The 20,178-nt window shown below is 30.0% G+C and carries 9 protein-coding genes; 1 reads left to right on the top strand and 8 read right to left on the bottom strand.

Annotated features, from left to right (window positions below; genetic code table 11):
- Positions 1-103: 103 nt before the first annotated feature.
- From DYA59_RS00475 to DYA59_RS00450, 6 genes are all read right to left on the bottom strand, one after another.
- Positions 104-2,020, bottom strand: coding sequence for an ABC-F family ATP-binding cassette domain-containing protein (locus DYA59_RS00475; protein ID WP_115268310.1), 1,917 nt, complete (start codon positions 2,018-2,020; stop codon positions 104-106).
- Positions 2,021-2,116: 96 nt separating this feature from the next.
- Positions 2,117-2,884, bottom strand: coding sequence for an exonuclease/endonuclease/phosphatase family protein (locus DYA59_RS00470; RefSeq protein WP_115268308.1), 768 nt, complete (start codon positions 2,882-2,884; stop codon positions 2,117-2,119).
- Positions 2,885-2,995: 111 nt separating this feature from the next.
- A complete protein-coding gene (locus tag DYA59_RS00465) occupies positions 2,996-6,046 on the bottom strand; it encodes an efflux RND transporter permease subunit (protein ID WP_115268306.1) in 3,051 nt (1,016 codons plus the stop codon).
- A 9-nt stretch (positions 6,047-6,055) separates the two neighbouring features.
- Positions 6,056-7,171: an efflux RND transporter periplasmic adaptor subunit gene (locus tag DYA59_RS00460; protein WP_115268304.1), complete on the bottom strand. Its 1,116-nt coding sequence runs from the start codon at positions 7,169-7,171 to the stop codon at positions 6,056-6,058.
- Between the two features lie 4 nt (positions 7,172-7,175).
- Positions 7,176-8,570, bottom strand: coding sequence for a TolC family protein (locus DYA59_RS00455; protein ID WP_115268302.1), 1,395 nt, complete (start codon positions 8,568-8,570; stop codon positions 7,176-7,178).
- A 35-nt stretch (positions 8,571-8,605) separates the two neighbouring features.
- Positions 8,606-9,223: a TetR/AcrR family transcriptional regulator gene (locus DYA59_RS00450; protein ID WP_172606922.1), complete on the bottom strand. Its 618-nt coding sequence runs from the start codon at positions 9,221-9,223 to the stop codon at positions 8,606-8,608.
- Positions 9,224-9,321: 98 nt separating this feature from the next.
- Here DYA59_RS00450 and DYA59_RS00445 point away from each other — a divergent pair, with 98 nt between their 5' ends.
- Positions 9,322-11,616: a patatin-like phospholipase family protein gene (locus DYA59_RS00445; protein ID WP_115268298.1), complete on the top strand. Its 2,295-nt coding sequence runs from the start codon at positions 9,322-9,324 to the stop codon at positions 11,614-11,616.
- Positions 11,617-11,701: 85 nt separating this feature from the next.
- Here DYA59_RS00445 and DYA59_RS00440 read toward each other — a convergent pair whose 3' ends face one another.
- Entirely contained in the window at positions 11,702-12,073 is a 372-nt protein-coding gene (locus DYA59_RS00440; protein ID WP_115268296.1) for a hypothetical protein, read from the bottom strand.
- A 125-nt stretch (positions 12,074-12,198) separates the two neighbouring features.
- On the bottom strand, positions 12,199-20,055 hold the full coding sequence (locus tag DYA59_RS00435; protein ID WP_115268294.1) for a hypothetical protein: 7,857 nt from the start codon (positions 20,053-20,055) through the stop codon (positions 12,199-12,201).
- Between the last annotated feature and the right edge of the window lie 123 nt (positions 20,056-20,178).

The following is a 20,178-nucleotide window of genomic DNA, read 5'->3' as shown; positions in this document are numbered from 1 at the left end:
TATAATGGTTTATTATCAAAAAGTCAATAAAAATATAACTATATTTTATAAATCCTTCTTATTATATCATAAAATTTGAAAAATAAAAAGATTTTTTATACTTTTAAAAATTCTTTGTTAAATCTTTTAATTCTTCTTCTAAACTCTCCCACTCTTCCATCACTGTCATTATCTCCATATCAAAATCTTCTAGTTCCTTTTGAATAGTAAGAAGTTTATCTAAGTCATTTACTCTTCCTGCCTCATTATACTCTTCCTCTTTTAGAGCTTTCTTCTCTTCCAGCTTAGCAAGAGTCTCTTCAGCTTTTACTATTTTTTTCTCAAGAGATGAGATTCTATTTTTATTTTTCTTTTGCTCCTCATAGCTAAGTACAGCCTTATCCTTGCTCTCATCTTTCGCCTTTATATTATCTCTCTGTTGTAAGTAACTATTATAATCTCCTTTGAACATAACAGCTCCATCTTTTTTTATCTCATAGATACTATTTACAACACAGTCTAAGAAATTTCTATCGTGGGATACAACTAAGATAGTTCCTGTATAATCCTCAAGTGCCTCCTCTAATATCTCTCTAGAATAGATATCTAAATGATTAGTTGGCTCGTCTAGTATTAAAAAATTCGGCTTTTCTAGCATAAGTTTCATAAAAGCAACTCTAGCCTTCTCTCCTCCACTTAAACTTTTTATCTCTTTATATACATCATCTTCACTAAATAAAAATCCACCACAGATATTTCTTGCTTGCTCCTCACTCAGTGTGAAGTTATACATAAGTTCCTCTATGATAGTTCTATTCAGATTTAATCCTTGATGGTTTTGGTCATAGTAACCTATCTTTACTCTATCTCCTATTTTAAACTCTCCACTAGAAGCAGTTTCTAGTGAGTTTACTATCTTTAATAGTGTAGATTTTCCTACTCCATTCTTTCCTATTATTCCTATTCTATCCCCTCTATAAACATCTAAGTTTATATTTGAAAATATTTTTTGCCCATCAAAAGATTTAGATAAATCCTTTATTCTCAATACTAAATCTACACTTGTCAAATCAGTTTCAAATTTTAACTTCATATTTTTCCTACTGATTACAGGATTTTCCATCTTCTCCATTCTATTCAAAATCTTTTCTCTTCCTCTAGCCTGTTTAGATTTTACTCCTGCCTTATATCTTCTGATGAACTCTTCCATCTTTCTTATCTTATCTTGCTCTTTATCAAAAGCTTTTACAGCTCCTGTAATATAGGCTTCTTTTTGAATAGTATAGTCTGTATAATTTCCATTGTAAGTTTTAAGAGTTTTTCCTTCCATCTCAAAAATTCTATTTACCACATTATCTAAGAAATATACGTCATGGGAAATTACCATTACAGCTTTTTTATAGTCCTTTAGCATCTTTTCAAGCCACTCTATTGCATTCAAATCCAAGTGGTTAGTTGGCTCGTCTAGTATTAAAAGCTCTGGCTCTTCAAGTAGGATTTTTCCTAGAGCTACCCTTGACATCTGTCCTCCAGATAAGTCTCCAACCTTATTATTCCATAGGCTCTCTGCTAAACTAAGTCCGTTTAAAATCTGTTTAACCTTATACTCAACAGCATATCCCTCATTTTGCTCATATCTAGCTGTAATCTTTCCTAGCTCTTCCATAGTCTTGTCAAAGTCATCTAAATTTTCAGCTAAGATTATATTTAGCTCCTGTATTCTATGGTAGTCCTGTCTAAGATTATCAAATACAGTCATTAGCTCTTCAAATACGGTATTTTCTTTATTTAAATTTGGATTTTGAGAAAGGTATCCTATTTTTAATCCACCTTTTTTAGCAATAGTTCCTCTCTGATTTGTAGCTGGATCTACCTCATCATACTCCAGTCCTAAAAGTATCTTTATTAGAGTAGATTTCCCTGCTCCATTTATTCCTATTATTCCTATCTTATCCTTTTCATCTACTGAGAAACTTACATTTTTAAATAGTGTTTCTCCTGAAAAACCCATATATAAATCATTTACTTGTAAAAGTGCCATTTTTTATTTTCCTTTCCTAGAGTTCTTATCATTCTTTAGCATTATAACATATATCTCCATCTTTGTAAAAAAAAGGATTAGGATTTAAAACCCTAATCACTCTTCCATTTCTAATCCTATATTTTTTGAAATAGCATCTCCATTTTGTCCATTAAATATCATTCTTAATTTTTTTACTTTTTTAGAGTTATTTTTAAAGATATAGCTATTCTTTACTTTAACCTCTTCCAATTTTTCAGAAAGTTCTACTGCATCATTCCAACCTGAAGCTTTTATTCTTTCATATCCCTCAATTTTTCCATCAAACTCTCCTAAAAGATAAATATCTTCATCTATAAAAACCAACTCTTTATTTAACTTTAATATCTGTTTTTCAAATTTTTCCTCTTCATCATCTATACTACCAGTTTGTATTGAAAAAAACCATCTATCTTCCCCTTCTATCTCCACCTTTATTCCTATAGCTTTTTTCACCTTATAGTTTGTATAACTCTTACTAGAAGTTAGGTAAAATTCTTTTATCTCTTTAGGTATATGTTTCGATATTATTCCTATACCAATTTCATATTTACCTTCTCCTAATTTTATAGGTGTCCAAGTCCAATAATAATTTTTTCCTCTTAACTGTAAAATTCCAACAACTCTCAATAAATAGTTATCATTCTTTATTGCTATATGCTCATTGCTAGGAATATAATTTTCTAACTCATCAAAGTTAACATAATCGCTATTTATAGTTTGATTAGCTTCTTGAATAGCAACTATATCATAGTCATTTTTACTTAGCCACTCAGTAAAATATATCAATTTTTTTTCATATTCTTTCTCTTTAATGCTATTTGCACTAAAAGTTAATAATTTCATTTGCCCTCACTCTTTTTTTAAATATTATAACTAATTATAGTCTATAATATATCTTTTTTCAATGCAATGATTAAGAAACTTTAAATTCTTCTTTTACTTTAAAAAAAAAGTTTATAATTGATGTATCTTATTAACAGTAGCATAAATTACTGGAAAAATAAATAACGTAAGCATAGTTGAAGCAAATAATCCAAAAATTATAGTAGCTGCCATATCTCCATATAACGGATCCCATAGTAGTGGTATCATTCCAAATATTGTAGTAAGAGCTGCTAATCCTACTGATCTTATTCTACTTACAGCAGAATCTACTAAAGCTATAAATCTATCTTTCTTAAGTACATCTATCTCATAGTTAATCTCATCCATCATAACAATTACATTTTTTATCATCATTCCTGTAAGAGATAAGACTCCTATTATTGACATAAATCCAAAGCTTTTTCCTGTGATAGCAAGTCCTGGTGCTATTCCTATCATAGCTAATGGTAAAGTTATCGCTATAAGTATAGGAGTCTTTATATTAGCAAAAAGTAAAACACAAATTATAAGCATAAGTATTGCTGGTACTGGTGTAGCCATAGCTATTGCTATATTATTTTTTTCCTGCTCATAAGCCTCTCCTAACCATTTCATACTATATCCTTTTGGTAACTCCATCTTTTCTATCCTATCCTTAAACTCTTTTCTTACATCTTCAGCTGCCACTCCCACTGGTACATCACACTGAACAGTTATAGTTCTCACTCTATCTCTTCTCCATACCTGTCCCTCTTCAAATACAAATTTTCCTCCATTAGTTACAGAAGATAGTGGTTGTGCCTCCAAACTCAATCCCCAAATTGGAGTTTGCTCTATATTAGTTAATTGGTTTTTCTCCTCATTTCCCTTCTCTTTTAATAAAACAGTAACCTGTTTATCATCTTGTTTTATCTTACCAATTGGCATTCCCTCTCCACTTCTCATAAGTCCTGTTCCCAAATCTACTGGAGAGATATTAGCTCTTCTTCCCTTTGATTGAGAATAGTCTGCTTCCCAAGAAAGTAACTTATTTCTCCAGTTATTTTTTACATTTAAAGCTCTTGGAGATGTTTTCATTATATCCATAGCCTCTTGAGCCAAATCTCTAAGTACTTGTGGGTCTGGTCCTGAAAAAGCTACCTCTATTGGATACTGTGCTGGTACTCCATTAGGATATTTTTTTACACTTACAGTTACTCCAGCTATATTTTCATTGGCAAAGTCTACTGCCTTTGCTCCCACTCTCTCTACATCTTTTACTTTTTTTACATTTAATATAAGCTGAGCAAAAGATGGGTTAGGCATCTCTGGAATAGTAGCTGTGTAATATCTCGATGGAGAAGCCCCTATGGTAGTAGTTATATTTACCACTCCCTCATCTTGTAAAAGATAATCTTTTAACTTTTTACTAGCTTCCTCTATTATCTCTGTCTTACTTCCCTCTGGTGCCCACATATTAATAGTAAATCCCTTTTTATCTGAGTCAGGGAAAAAGGTTTTAGGTATAGCTAAAAATAGCAAACAACTTCCTAAAAAAGCTCCTATCAATATAGTAAGTACAATCTTTCTTCTATTTAAAAGAGCAATTAAAAATTTCTTAGCTTTCTCATAAAATTTTTTCTCTCTTTCACTTTCCTCAGGAACCTTTCCACCTTCAAGATAGAGTTTACAATATACTGGTGTCTGAGTAAGACATAGCACCCAGCTAAGTAGAAGAGATATTCCTATTACCCAAAAAGATGAGCTCACATATTCCCCTACATATGTAGGCATAATTGCCCCTGGTAAAAATGCTATAGCTGCTATTAAAGTAGCTCCCAATAGTGGAATAGCTGGCTTATACGTAGATTCTTTCAGTGCTTCATCCATTGCCATTCCCTTACTTCTTCTTACAAGGACACCATCTACTATAACTATGGAGTTATCTACTAACATTCCCATAGCTATTATAAATGAACCTAAGGATACCCTTTGCATATCTATCTTCATTCCATACATAAAGATAAGTGTTCCTAGAATTGAAAGAACAAGTCCACTTCCTATTATAAGTCCACTTCTCATACCCATAGTGAAAAGTAGTACTCCTACTACTGTAATTACTGATAGTATTAAATTGATTACAAAATTATCTATTGCAGAAGTTACTAAATCTGGTTGATAATATACCTTCTCTATATTTATCCCCACTGGAAGTTTTTCCTTTATCTCTTCTATTTTTCTATCTATCTTCTTTCCAGTTTTTACAACATTTGTTCCTTTCTCTGGAGATAGAGATATACCCATAGCCATCTTATTGTTGAAATACATTTTTTGAGTAATTGGTTCTACATATCCTTCCTCTAATGTGGCTATATCCTTCAATCTAATTATTTGATTACTTCCATCTGGAAATTTTTTAGAGAATACTATTAAATCTCCTAACTCATCTAAATTTTTTATATCATTATTAAATCTTATAGGAACTCTTAGATTTCCATAGTCTACTACCCCTCCTCCTGAAATTAGATTTTCACTAAGTAAAGTAGTAGCTATAAGTTTTGTATTAAGCCCCATAGAGTTAATCTTTTCTCTATCTATTATTACATTAATGGCATCACTTGTCTTTCCAAAAATAGCTACTTGAGTAATTCCTGATATAGAGTTTAACTCCTTTGTAATATATTCAGTATATTTTTGTAGCTCTGAATGTGTATACCCATCGCTAGTTACAGCTAGAAACATACCATATACAGAACCATAGTCATCTAAAACAATAGATGGTAGTGTCCCCAATGGAAGAGACAACTTAGCATCATTTACTTTTTTTCTTAAATTATCCCAATACTGTTCTATTTCATCAGCAGGAATACCCTCATCTAATTTTATCTTTACTTCTGAATACCCAGGTTTAGATACTGATTGAATATAATCTATGTTAGGTAACTTATTCACTGCCTCCTCTATCTTATCTGTTACCTGTAACTCCACTGTATGTGCATCAGCTTCTGGATAAAGAGTTATTACCAAAGCTTCCTTTATTTTAAATTCTGGGTCTTCTAGTTTTCCAAGTTTGTTGTAGGAAAATATTCCTCCTATTATCAAGAGAAAAACTAAAAATCTTACAACTACTGTATTTTTTATCGAGTAATCTATAAATTTCATATTCTCCTCCTATAATATTTTTCCAACATTTGTCTCAGTAAATGGTTGTAACTCCTTTACTTTCTGCTCCTCACTTAACTCGTGTACCCCTCTAGTTACAACCTTCTCTCCTACTTCTACTCCTGATATGATTATCTTACCATTATCATATGGAGCTACCATCTCTACCTCTTTACTTACAACTTTTCCATCTGAGTATACCCAAACTCTACTCTTTCCATCTCTCTCAAAGATTGCCTCTACTGGAATAGTTACCTCATCTCTTCCCTGAGTATCGCTCTCTAATTTTACCATTCCCATTGTATCTACTAAAACGTCATTACTATTTCCTATAAAGTTAAAAGTTACAGGGTAAGTCATCTTTCCTATACTCATTACTTTTCCTACCTCTGCTACTTGTAATTTGTAATGCTTATTATCAATAATAAACTCTCCTACTCCACTTTCTATTCCCTTTATATCTCTTTCAGATACATTTATTCTCACTTGCTTACTACTTTCAGAAGATATTGCTACAACAGGTATTCCAGCCCCTACAACACTTCCCTCTCCCATTATTTTTTTACTTATATATCCATCATAAGGAGCTTTCAACTCTGTATCTTTCAATTGGTTTTTGCAATTTTCTACTCCTTGTAAAGCTTCTTGATATTGAGATAACATAGCTAACTCTCCAGCACTTGCAGATTTTACTCCAGCTAATGCCTCATCATAACTTTTCTTAGGAATAGCCTTCTCTTTGTAAAGAGTTTCCACTCTTTGATATTGCTTTCTAGCATTTTCAGCTACAGCCTTAGCTGATTCATAAGCATTTTTGGCTACCTTACTCTTATTTTCAAAAGCTTTCAGCTGAACTTCATAATCTCTTTTATCCATTCTAGCTATCACATCACCTTTTTTTACAAAACTTCCAATCTCTACTTCCATTTTTTCAATAGCCCCTGCCACTCTAAATGACAGTAATGTTTCATTTTCTGAAATTACAATAGCTGGATATTCTAAATACAACTTTTGTGGAAGAGATGACACTACCTCTGTCTGTACAGGTCTAATTATCTCTTTTCCCTCTTTTTCACATCCTAATAGTGCAACTCCTAATATAAATATCATAATTTTTAATTTCATAACCCTAATTTCCTCCTCTAAATGGTGCCTTACCCATAGCTATACTAAGTGCTCCTAAAGCCATCTCATATTGATACTGTACCTTCTCTTTTAGACTGAGAGCTTCATTATACTCAGCCAATGCCTTGTAATACTCCTCGTCTCCTATCATCTCTACTCTTCTCTCCACTTTTCTCTGATTTAGCTTACCTATCTCTGCTTCATAGTTTAATTTTGCCATCCTCCATAGTTCTTGAGTAGTTTTTACATTTTCATAAGCTTTTGTTACCTCTAATACAGTAGTCATAAACTGCTTTTCTAAAGTAAGCTCTCCAATCTTTTCTCTTCTTACAGCTTTTTTATACTCATTGACATTTTTAAATCCATTGAATACACTTATCACTCCACTTACATTTCCAAAAAGAAAATCAGGATCAGCTAAAGTCTGGTTACTATTATTTATATATCCTCCACCTAAAACTATCTTAGGTAAAAAATTAGTTATAGCAATTTTCTTTAAATCCTCATTTATCTCTTTTCCCTTTTCTGTTATCTGTAAAATCTCATTTCCATTGAGAGCATTATATATACAATCTTCCAAAGTAGGTAGTTCCACCTCTACACTCTCAATACTCTCCAACTTTATATCCTCTTGTAAGTTTAGATTAAGAGTTCTTTTTAAATTCATCTTTGCTATTTTTAAATCTCTCCCATTTTTATTTAGGGCTATCTTTTGACTCTCTACTAGAGCTTGTACTTTTTGTAATTCCCACTCTAATACCCCCTCTACCTTTAAAGAAGTTTCTACCTTCTTCTCTAGTTCCTGTGAAGATTTCAAATTATTTATAAGGGTATCTTTTTCAGATTCTAAAGCCAGTATGTAGAAATACTCACTCATCACTTGAAGTTGTAGCATCTTATTAGCAAAACTCTCAGCTAATTTACTGATATCCTCTCCCTTTTGTCTAGCACTATATAAGTACCAAGTAGATGGAACAAATATAGGTATCTGTGCAGCTACACCTGTAGTATAAAAGCTCTCATCTATAAGTTTAGTTTCAAAAGATGATGGTAATGGTAATTGTATTGGCCCAAATGATACTGAAGGTAATCCCATCTCTAAGTTAATATTATCATCTAACCTTGTATAACTTCCTCCTAAGGTTATAGATGGTAAAAAGTTTCCAAAAGCTATCTTTTTATCCAATGTAGCTATCTCTCTTTCTAGCTCCTTTATCCTCAAATCTAAATTTCTCTCTCTTGCTATTTCAAGAGTCTCCTCTAAAGATAAAGTATTTCCATATTTTTCCAAATATTCTCTCTCCTCTTGTACTGTTACAAATTTTTCCTCTTTTATTTGGGTATTACTGCACCCGATTATAAGCAAAGAAAGAAAAATTATCAAACTTTTTAGTTTCATAGATACTCTCCTTATTATAGACTTAATAGTCTATTTTATCTTTCTAAAATTCCATACAATATAATATCAATCCATTTTTCTGCCATCTTCTCATACTCTATTGACAAATTTTCTATTTCATTTGATTCTTCAGCTCTTTTATGAAACTCTTTATGCAATAAATTCTGAACTACATCTAGTAAGAAGATTATCTCCTCTTGTTTTAATTCATGCCTTACTTTTATCCTTCTCAAAATTTTTAATGAAAATTCATAATTTAATTCATCCAAACTTTTACTTATCTCTTTTATCTCATTTTTTAAATGTTCTGGAGCTTTAAATAAAGTATTAAAAAATATTTTCTGTAGGATAGGATTATCATTAAAAAAATGGTATCTAACTTCAAAGAAATTTTTTATCTCATCTTTCCAATCTCCCTCATTACTCAATCTAGCTCTATAGTAATCAAGCATCACCTCATAACAATATCTCACACACAATAAATAGAGCTCATCCTTATCTTTAAAATGGTGATACATTACTCCTTTAGATATATTGCCTTCTGTACATATTCTATTAATCGAAGATTTCTCATAACTGTAATTTGCAAACTCAGTTAGAGCCACTTGAAGAATCTTGAAACGAGCTACTAAACTTTTGTTTTTTTGTATCATCATCTCCTCCTTTAAAAATAGACTTACTAGTTTAATTTATTTATGATATAATATTAACATATTTATAGAATTTTATCTAGTATATTTTAGGAGGAACTATGATTTATAAAATATTGCTCTTCATATTTTTATCTTTTTCCCTTTTCTCTCAAGAATATAAAAGTAAAGAAGAAAGGATTAAAACTATAGATAAAGAAATTACAGCACTCATGGAAAAAACTAGGAGTTTAGAAAATTTAAAAGAAAAAATTGAAAAAAGTAATTCTGAAGGACTTATTGATGGAGATTTTAAAAACTCTCGTCCTAAAATAGCTCTTGTATTGAGTGGTGGCGGGGCAAAAGGAGCTGCTCATATTGGGGTATTAAAGACTTTAGAAAAATACCAGATTCCTATAGATTTTATAGTTGGAACAAGTGCTGGGAGTATCATAGGAGCAATGTATTCAGTAGGATATTCTCCAGAAGAAATAGAAAAACTTATACTAGAAATGAATTTTCTTTCGCTTATGAACAATAATAAAGATAGAGCACTTAGAACTATAGAAGATAAATTTGCAAGCGAAAAATATCCATTTAAAGTCAATATTGACAAAAATATGAATTTATCTCTACCTATGGGATTTTTAAATGGTGAATATATCTATTTACAATTAAAAGATATTTTTAATAGAGCTGAAGGCATAGAAAACTTTGATGCTTTTCCAATTCCTTTTAGAGCTATAACTACTAATTTAAATAGTGGAAAAGAAACAGTAATAAAAAGTGGAGATTTAGCCCTTGCCACTTTTAAAAGTATGGCTATTCCAAGTTTTTTAGAACCTGTCCAAGATGGAAAAGATTTTTTTGTAGATGGTGGAGTCACTAATAACATTCCTGTAGATACTGCTATCATTATGGGAGCAGACATAGTTATAGCTGTAGATATTGGCGCTAATCCTTCTGAGATAGTTGATAACTCTAATGTAGTGAGTGTATTAGATAAAATCGCTACATATAACGGAAATAAAAATATCAATTTTCAAAAACAACTAGCTGATATTCTAATTGTTCCTGATGTAAAAGATCACAATACTATAGACTTTTCTAATCTTGATTCTTTAGTAAATGAAGGAATAGAGGCTACTTTAAAATTTGATTATCTACTTAAAAATTTAAGTTTTTCTAAAGCTTTTACCGAACAAAAAAACAAAACCTTACCAGATAAAAATTTTAAGATTTCTAATATTCAATTAATCGGTAATTCTATTCTCACTGAAAAAAAAGTAAGAGATTTAGCTCCAAAAACCTCTAAAAATGTATACAGCAAAAAAGATTTAGAACTATGGAGTAAAAAAATATATGCCATACCATACATTGAAAAAGTATACTATAAGATAAATAATGAAGAAATAACATTTACTGTAAAAGAAAAAGATAATATCAATATAGGTGCATCTTTAAACTACATATCCGACTATGGAGCATCCATGAAAATAGCCACTACTGTCCCTAATTTTGGAGCTTGGACACAAAACTATACTCTTACAGCTGAATTATCAAAATATCCTAAAATAAATCTTGGTAACTTATCTTTCTATGAAATTGGTAATTTTAAAATTCTTGGTTCAGTTGACTTAGGATACAAAAATTTCCCATATTTTCTATTTAGAGATGGTGATAAAGTATCAACATATAAAGGAGAAATAGTTACCACAGAATTATCTTTAGGAACTACATTCTCTAATAGTGTAGTATCAGGAATAAAGTTAGGGTATGAATACCACCAAACAGACTACTATGAAGGAGAAAAAATATATAAAGATTTTAATGGAACTAAGCAATTTGTTTATCTAAAACCTTTTATCTATTTTGATACTTTAGATAATAAAGCCTTTCCATCTAGTGGTACATCCTTGCTATTACTCTCTTTTATTGGAGAAGAGATTAAAGAAAGAAATGAATATAATGGATTTTCTGGTATAGCTTCACTAAATTTTCCTCTTAATAATAAATTATCTATTTCTTTAGGCGGAAGTCTAGGAAAAATAATTGGAAATAAACTAGAAAATAATAAATTATTTAGATTAGGAGGAAGTAAAAGTTCTGAAATAAGCTATGCTTTTACAGGTCTTCCTATCATGGGAAGGTATGCTGATGAATTCTATATAGGAGAGTTTGGCTTTAAATACAATCTTTCTGATACCCTATATCTATTAGCTAGATATAACATACTGACATATTCTAGCCCTAAACTCTCTTTCCAGAAAAATTCAAAACTCTGGAAAGATAAATATCAAGGATATGGTGCAGGTATAGGATGGGATACTTTCTTGGGTCCTATGGCATTTATGGCAACCAATAATATTGATACCTCTTCTCCAATATTTGAATTATATCTTGGACATATTTTTTAATAATAAATATTATAAAAGGGAATTGTCCAATAAACCTGGACAATTCCCTTTATACCTATTCTATGTTATTTATCTAGAAGTTAAACTAGTATAGCCCATTATGTAACATCATATCTCTTCCTATCTCTTTTTCTAATATCAATGTTATTTCCACTGGATCGTTTGTATTTAACATCCCTCTTACTTCATCTGCTATCTGCTTTGCTATTCTATCATATGATGGTTTATCAAATTTTCCCCATCCTCCATCTCCTGAGAATGACTCTATTTCCATATTGACATATGCACGTCCATTAAATACACCTATATCTATTCCATCTATTGCTAATGAATTATTTTTATTATCTGTTAAAACTGCATATTTTAACTCTAATCTATCTTCTACATAATCATATTGTCCTCCTGCAACTGCCATTAGTGATGTTACTAAAAATAATCCCATTAATATTTTTTTCATATATATTACCTCCATACTTTATTCTTTATGATATGATTTTAACACCTTTTTATTAAAAAAAGATTAAAATATAAAAATATTTTTTAATAGATGTTAGAACCCTAAAATTAGAGTTCTAACACTCATTATGGTTGCTTATCTTGAATAGTTACTATTACTTCTATTTCACCCTCATACTTACCTGTATTTGGTCTACCACTTAAATCTGCTGTTGATTGTAAATAGAACTTTCCATTAGAACGTGTTTGTACTTGTGTATTTACTAAAGGTACTTCATTTTGATCTCCTGTTTGACCATTTGTATTTTTCATAGGTTGAACCTTATCTCTATCTACTGAAAACTCTACTTTCTTTCCTGCTATCATAGCCGGATCATTACATTTTACATAAAATATTCCACCCTGTGTTACGTATGGATAATTTGAGTTATATACCATATCTCCAAAGTTTAATACTCCATCTCCATCTATTTCAAATATTGAGTCTCTTATTGTTAAATCAAAAGTTGATAACTCTATATCACCTTGAGAATCATTACCAGGATTTTTATAATAAAACTTTATAGTGTACACCTTATCTTCTGAAGGATTAAAATCTTTTCCCTTTTTCAAAGTTAATCCTCCATTATCTCCAATACCAAAAGTAATATTATCTATAGTAACCTCTTTTGCATTAGATAAATTTGTATCTTTGCATGAAACAGTTATTTTATTAGCTATTACTTGATTTTCTCCTACTATTTCTGTCAATCCATTTCCATTAGGCAAAGCCTGAATTGCTCCAGTACTAGTTTTTACATTTTTCATAGCCAAAGTCCTATTATCAGTACCATTTCCAATTACACTAGTTTCTTGATTGTTCAGAGTAGTAGGAAACTTATAAGTTATATCTGTATCAGTACTTATAAACGTTACCTCTCCGCTACCTTTACTTACACCATCTCCAACAATTTCTTCCTTGATATTTCCTTTATAAATTTTCATTTCTCCATCTTCCTCAAATAATAACGAAAATTTATTTTCTTTTGAAATAGAATCTTCACTATTTCCTTTTGAGATAGTTACTATATTATTTAAGTTATTCATTAAGCCAGATATTGGAACAGCAGCTTCTCCACGCCATTCAGTATTATTTATATGGTAAAGTCTATAACTTTCCGTATCACTTGAATTTTCTCTATGTATTCTTCCTTCTACACCTATAGCATCACGAACTTCACCATTAGTAGGTAAATTATCAAGACTTTGAGTGCTATATTTAAATAGTTTACTATAATCTTGAGCATTTCCAGGATACTGATACAAATCATCACTTGCCCTTCCATCTCTAAATAGCCAGTTATAATGTACATTTTCAGCAAACCTCTTATCTATAGTTACAGTAGGAATAGTACTTGATTCTATTATAGGATTTAAAATCATCAAATCAAATGTTCCTAGGTGAATTTCTCTACCTGTTATTAATACATCTGGACTATAATAATAATCCAGTTTAATTAGTGTATTTGGAATATTTCCCTCTTCAATCTTTGTTATCAACAGATTTCCTAAAGTATCTATCCCTATTTTTACTTTTCCTTCTCCTAGTGTTAGTGCTTCTGTTTCTAATTTTTCTTTCATAGTCCCTTTTATAGTAGCTGTAGTTCCACCATTTACTGAAACCTTTAAAATATTTGCTATTTTTTTATTACTATCAAACATACTTGTAGGATCTATATTTTTTGTCCCACTAGAAACAAATAGATTTAATAATGAGTTTTGATCTCTTCCATTAGTTATTTTTGGTGTTGAAGAAATATTTCCACTGCCTCCTTTTGTGAAAGAGTATGGAGTTCCTATCTCAGCAGAAACTAAATTTATACTTCCACTACCCTTATATACGGTTTCTTCTTTTGTTACCCCATCTAGTATAATTTTTTCAGCTCCATCTCTATCTCTATATTTTTCTTGAATATTTCCTTTATAAGCTACCTCAATTTCACTTCCTTCTTTTGTTCCTGTAACAAAAAACTCATTTCTTCCATCATGTTTTCCCGTAGAAGAATTATCTTTATCTGTTACATCCCATTTTGAAACTACAAGTTTAGAATTTTGTCCAGTTTGTATAAATTTACTAACTAGTATATAGTCACTATTTACTGTTTCTCTTTCAGGAAAAGCTCCTTCATTTTTAGTTTGAACTCTAGCATATATTCCTGAATCATAAGATATTCCCATATCATTTATTCTTTCTACTAATTTTATTTTATCATTCCCATTATATTGCAATGCACTTTCTCCATTACTCCAATTTCCAACTTGAATAAATTCTTTATAATTTCCTATACTCCCGCTATCCAAATTCATTACTTCTCCATCTAATCTTATCCATGAATGACTATCTGGTAACTGAATAATTCTATTATCTATTTTAACATTGAGAGTACCTAAATCAACTTCTATTAAATCACTACTAATATCTAAATTAAATACTCCTAGTCTTACATCTTTATATTTGTATTCAATAACTATTTTATTATTACCAGTATAATTAAACTCACGAGCTAATTTAATTAGTTTGATTTTATTATCAGGAGTTAATCCTATTTTTAAATCTTCATCTATTTTATGAATTTCACCACCAATAACAGCTGAGTCATTTTCTTTTGTACTTATTTCCCTTCCATTTACAGTTACAACTACATTATCTGCTATACTAATACTTTTCTTGCCAGTAACTACACCATTTGTATTAGGAAATTCACCTGTAATAGTCATAGATAGCCCACCATTTGAAGTAGATGTTCCACTGCCAGTACTCATATCTGTTGGAGCTGAGAATAAATATTTTGTACCTTTTATTCCATTACTAATATCCAATACCCCACTTCCTGAATATCCATCCTCTGGTACAGTATCGTCATAGTCAACTATAACATCAATATGATATCTACTTCCACTACTGTCTATAAATGTAGAAACAAAAGTCTCATCTTTAGACGGAGAAACCATAATATTATCTAAAGTTCCATACTGATTTAAGGCTAAATCAGGCTTAAATGCAATATCATTATAAGAACTTTGATTTTCAAATACAATATAATCACTAGAAGAAGTTCCGTCTACTCTATCTGCTACTGAATCTATAGTCGCTGTTGTCATATCAGTAACTTTATTATCTAGATATAAGAGTCCACTATAGTCTTTCTTTGAAGTACTAGCCCAAGGTCCAAACATTCCATTAGGAGTTAACCAAGTTATATTTTCACTTACAATAGAACTAATCTGTTTTAGTCTTGGGTCTACAGTAAATATTATATCTCCACTATCCACTGGCTTTTTCTCTTCTATAGTTAAAGTAAACTCTCCCAACTTAATTGTATTGGCGCTATTTCCTGTAAATTCTATATTAGTACTATTTGGATCTACAGTATAGAAATACTCTATTTTTACATTAGTAGCTGTTATATTTTCGGCAATTTTAGTTAAAATAAACCCTCCTAAGAATTCATTATTATCTGTAGTGTTTATAGCAACTTTTAAACCATTATCCTCAATTTCCATAGTAGAATTAGGTGAAACTATTGGAGTGCTACTATCAAATGTAACTCTTATTTTATTAGCAACATTTTTATTAGTTGTACCATCTATAACTCCTTTTGTATTTATTGGATTGCTAGCCTCGGTAATTATTACATTAGGATCAGAAGATTCAATATCTCTATCTGTAACACTTGTTTTAAATTTATATTCTGTCCCTTGTATCATATTAAATATATCCAATGTTCCACTACCACTTTTTGACTCTTCTCCAACTATTACTTCTTCTATATTTCCTTTATAAATTTTTTCAGTACCCCCATCACTAAATACTAAAGAAAATTTATTATATAAACTTTTATCATCACTAGTATTTCCTTTTGAAGCTGTTACCAAATTATCTATACTACTCATATTTCCTTGTTTAGGAACAGCCCCTTCTCCTTGCCAAGTTGTAGAAGTTAATAAATGATAATAATCATAATGAGTCCCTGTATGATGTAAAGTTCTTTCTGGCATCTCTAAATTTGTTACAATTGTTCCTGCTGCAGTTTGTAAATTCCCATCATATTTAAAGAAATCAGAAAAATAATCTTTTTTAGTTACTGATTGCCCATCAACAGTTGCAGCTACTGTACCATCTTTAAATAACCAGTTATATGTTACTATTGATGCAAATCTTCTGTCTATATCAATAGTCATCTTATTACTATCATAATCACCAACTATATAATTTTCTAATGTTAAATCAAAAGTCCCTAAATGAATATTCTGATTATCTTGAGCTGAATTCTTGATATTGTAATAATCAATAGTTAAAGTTTTAGATCCTATATTTACATCCTTCTCTTTAGTTACTACTAACTCTCCGTTTGGATTAATTCCTATTTTAACTCCTAAATCAGTTAATGATTGAGATAATTCATTTCCTACTGATCCATCTACAGTTGCTAATGTAGTTAGTCCCTCTTTTATTATCATTCTATTAGCAATACTATTATTGTCATTAGTAGTTAAAACTCCAGTAGCATCTAATGATTTTCCACTAGTTATTTTTAAAGTTGTATTTCTATTATTATAACCTGAGCTAGAGACAGTTATATTTCCAGTAGTTCCAGCTGTAAATGTATATGCTTGTCCAAGCACAGCTCTAGCTAAATTTAAAATTCCCTCTCCTTTATATGCTGTATTTTCAGCTAATTTCCCAGCCATATTACTAATACCATTTGGATTATCTTGAGTAATATATTTTTCTACTATATTTCCAACAAATCTAATTCCATTATCAGCTACAACTTTAAATTTGTTATTTCCATTATGAGCTCCATTAGAAAAATCCCATTTCGAAATAAATAGTTTACTATTTACTCCAGTTTCTTTAAACTGTCCAAATGTTATTTCATTAGTATCTTGACTATAAGGAATAGCTGCTTCATTATTTCCATTGATATATTTATAATTAACATTATCTAATCCAATTGGACCACTTAAAGTTGGTGAGTCATTTATTGACTCTACATTAGTTATATCTAAATTATCATATTGTGATAAATTATTTGCGTTAGAAAACTCTTCTATATCTCCTATAAATTCTGGATAATTTCCTATAGATTTAATTTCAGTTAATTTAGATAATCTCTTGTCACTTAATCTTATCCAAGAATAATTTCCATCAACTTGAGTTATTCTAGCATCTAATTTAACACTAGCCTCTCCTAAATCTTTTTCTACAACTTCATTCTCTACAGTAAGAGTATATTCTCCTAATTTCATTTCAACTTTTTGATTATCACCTGTTGTTATAGTATGATAGTATTCTATTTTTAGGCTATAATCAAAATTGACATCCTTTAATTTAGTTAACTTTATCATTTTTTTAGTTTGAAGATTTTCTGGTTTGATGAGTCTTATTTTTAAATTACTACCAATAATATATCCATCATCATTATCAATATTAATAAAATTAGATGCTCCACTATCTCCATTAGTTACACTTATTTTATATTTTGTAACTATTTGCTTATCAGTCTGTCCTATAACCGCTCCTTTAAAATTAGGTAAAAAACCTATGTGACTATTTAATTTTAACTCTTTAGTATTTTCTGGTTCTATGCTTGGATTTAATAAAGTATACTCTATTCCTTTCGTTTTTTCTGTTAAAACAATTACTCCATTTCCTGTAAATCCCTTATCCAAACTATAATATTGACGATCATAATCACTTTGTGCAGGTGATACATGAGTCAATGTTATTTTGGAAGCAAATCTTTTTTTATCTTGAGTATTGCTTACTGAAACTCCATTATATACAATATTGTATTCTGTTGAAATTTTAGGAGAAATCATAAGATTATTTTTGGTTGCTAACTCAGTAAATGTTATCCCTGTTTTAAATACTATATCTAATCTATCAGCACCATCTACATTAAATCTATTATAATTATTACTTACATCAGTATCTTTTCCTTTATCATTTACACTTACTATATCTTCAATACGATAAGCATTATCAGCATATTTAGTACTTATATTTATAATACTTTGATCTTCATCTCCAATTTGCTCCCACTTTCCAAATCCACCATTTAAGCCTATCCAGCTGTAATTCCCTGCTTGTTCATTTTTAATTGTTTCTTTTATCCTTTCATCTATTTGTACTTCAATATTAACTTTATTTTCACTAGGGACTTTCCTTTCAAATTTTAATGTATATCTGACTTTTCTTAATTCTGTTACATACCCTTCTCTCTTTATTCCTTGGATTAAATAAAATACAAATTCAGGATTCCCATTTGTAGGATTAGTTATCCCAGAATCATCTTCTACTTTATAATGAACTTTGGCATATTCTCCTTTATTCTGAGATACTGCTATCTTAAGTGTTTGATTTATACCACCTTGATTATAACTTCTTGTATAAAAATTATTATACTCTATTTTTCCATTTACTATAGAAGAAGTAGAAATTTTAATTTTTTCTTTTGTACCACTATCAATTTGTAAAAATAAACCTAAGTCCGAATTAAAATCACTTTTCATAAAACTCACATTATTGTTATCATCATTAATAACTATTTCTTGCCATCCACCTTTATATGGATTAAGATTTTCATTAATTACTTTTTTTACATTACTTTCATTTATCACTAAATTAAGTCCATCAATTCCATTATTTTGATCATCTTTTGCTTCATCACCTACAGCTACTCTTGGAAATACACTCCAAGTTTTTGAATCTGTGTTAGTAGTATAGGTTATTTTTATAGGTTGATTTGTTTTATATACACCTATATGAGAAAGAGAAGAACTTTTTTTTACTAATTCTAATCCAAGAGCATTTACATCTCCATTCTCTAAATAATCTGCTCCATTTGCAGTTGAAGTATGTTCATAGAATTCTACCTTTCTAAATCCATTTACTCCTATTCCACTTGTATTTCTTACTTCATACAATGCACCTGAACTTCCACTATAAAATGGTTGATATCTTGTCTCTGGTCCTAATCTTAACTGAAGATAAGTTTCTCCTTTGCTTCCTAGTACGTTATTTTTTATCAATGGATAGTACCATGTTTTATCAGAATTTAATTTTAACCTAACTGTAGCTCCAAAAATTTCTTCACTGCTACTCGCAAACTTTGATTCTCTTTGAATAAAATCATCATCTAATCTAAAAGCAGAAATATTATTGCCATTAAATTCTATTTTATCTAAATTTTTAATTACTCCATTTGAATAAACCACTCCTTTATTACCAAACCATATATTCCCAGAAATTCCGATTTTAAAAACATTTCTTCTAAAAAAATAATCTCCATCAGCTGGAAGATTAATATTTCCTTTTGCTGATCTCTGATTAAGCATAACTACTTTATATCTATCTATAACTTCGCCATTCTCTTCTACATTAACATATATATCTTCATTTCTATTTACATCTAAAACTTCTACATCTATACCACTCTCATTTTCAACAGCTATATGATTCTTCACACCTTTACTTTGAGTTTCTATCTCTTTAGTGTCTGAATTATTCATCATAGCCTTTACTTGTTCTAATGTTAAATTATTCATCTCTTCTTGTGTAGGCATTTTCTTAGTAGTATTAGTTACCATTCTAGCCATTCTTGGATTTACTCTACTTTTTGACTCTATTACTAATTTTTTTCCCTCTTTAGGTTTAGCTATTCTATCTAAAGTATTTTCATTTATTCCTTTAATAGGTAATTTAACCTTTAAAGTATCTCCTATCAGTTCTCCTTCTATTACCTTTTCATTTTTCTTTGTTACACTCAAAGACATAGTCGCATGATCTCTTACTTTCATGCTCTCTACTGTTGTTACTTCTCTTTCTGGATTATCTTTTATTATTTCATTGGGAGCTTTTTTCTCTTCATTAGCAAATAATACTACTCCTAATATCATAATTAGCAACATTAGAAGTTTTTTTATTTTACTTCCCATAATCTTTCCCTCCCATTCATCAAAATATTTTTGCCTCATCTTTTCAATTACTTTCTACAAAACTTCCCTATATACACACCACAAATTGTCAATATTGGGGTTAGTACTTAAAATAAGTTCTAA

This window comes from Fusobacterium necrogenes, assembly GCF_900450765.1.
Taxonomy (GTDB): Bacteria; Fusobacteriota; Fusobacteriia; order Fusobacteriales; family Fusobacteriaceae; genus Fusobacterium_A; species Fusobacterium_A necrogenes.
This window is presented reverse-complemented; position numbering and strand designations above follow the sequence as displayed.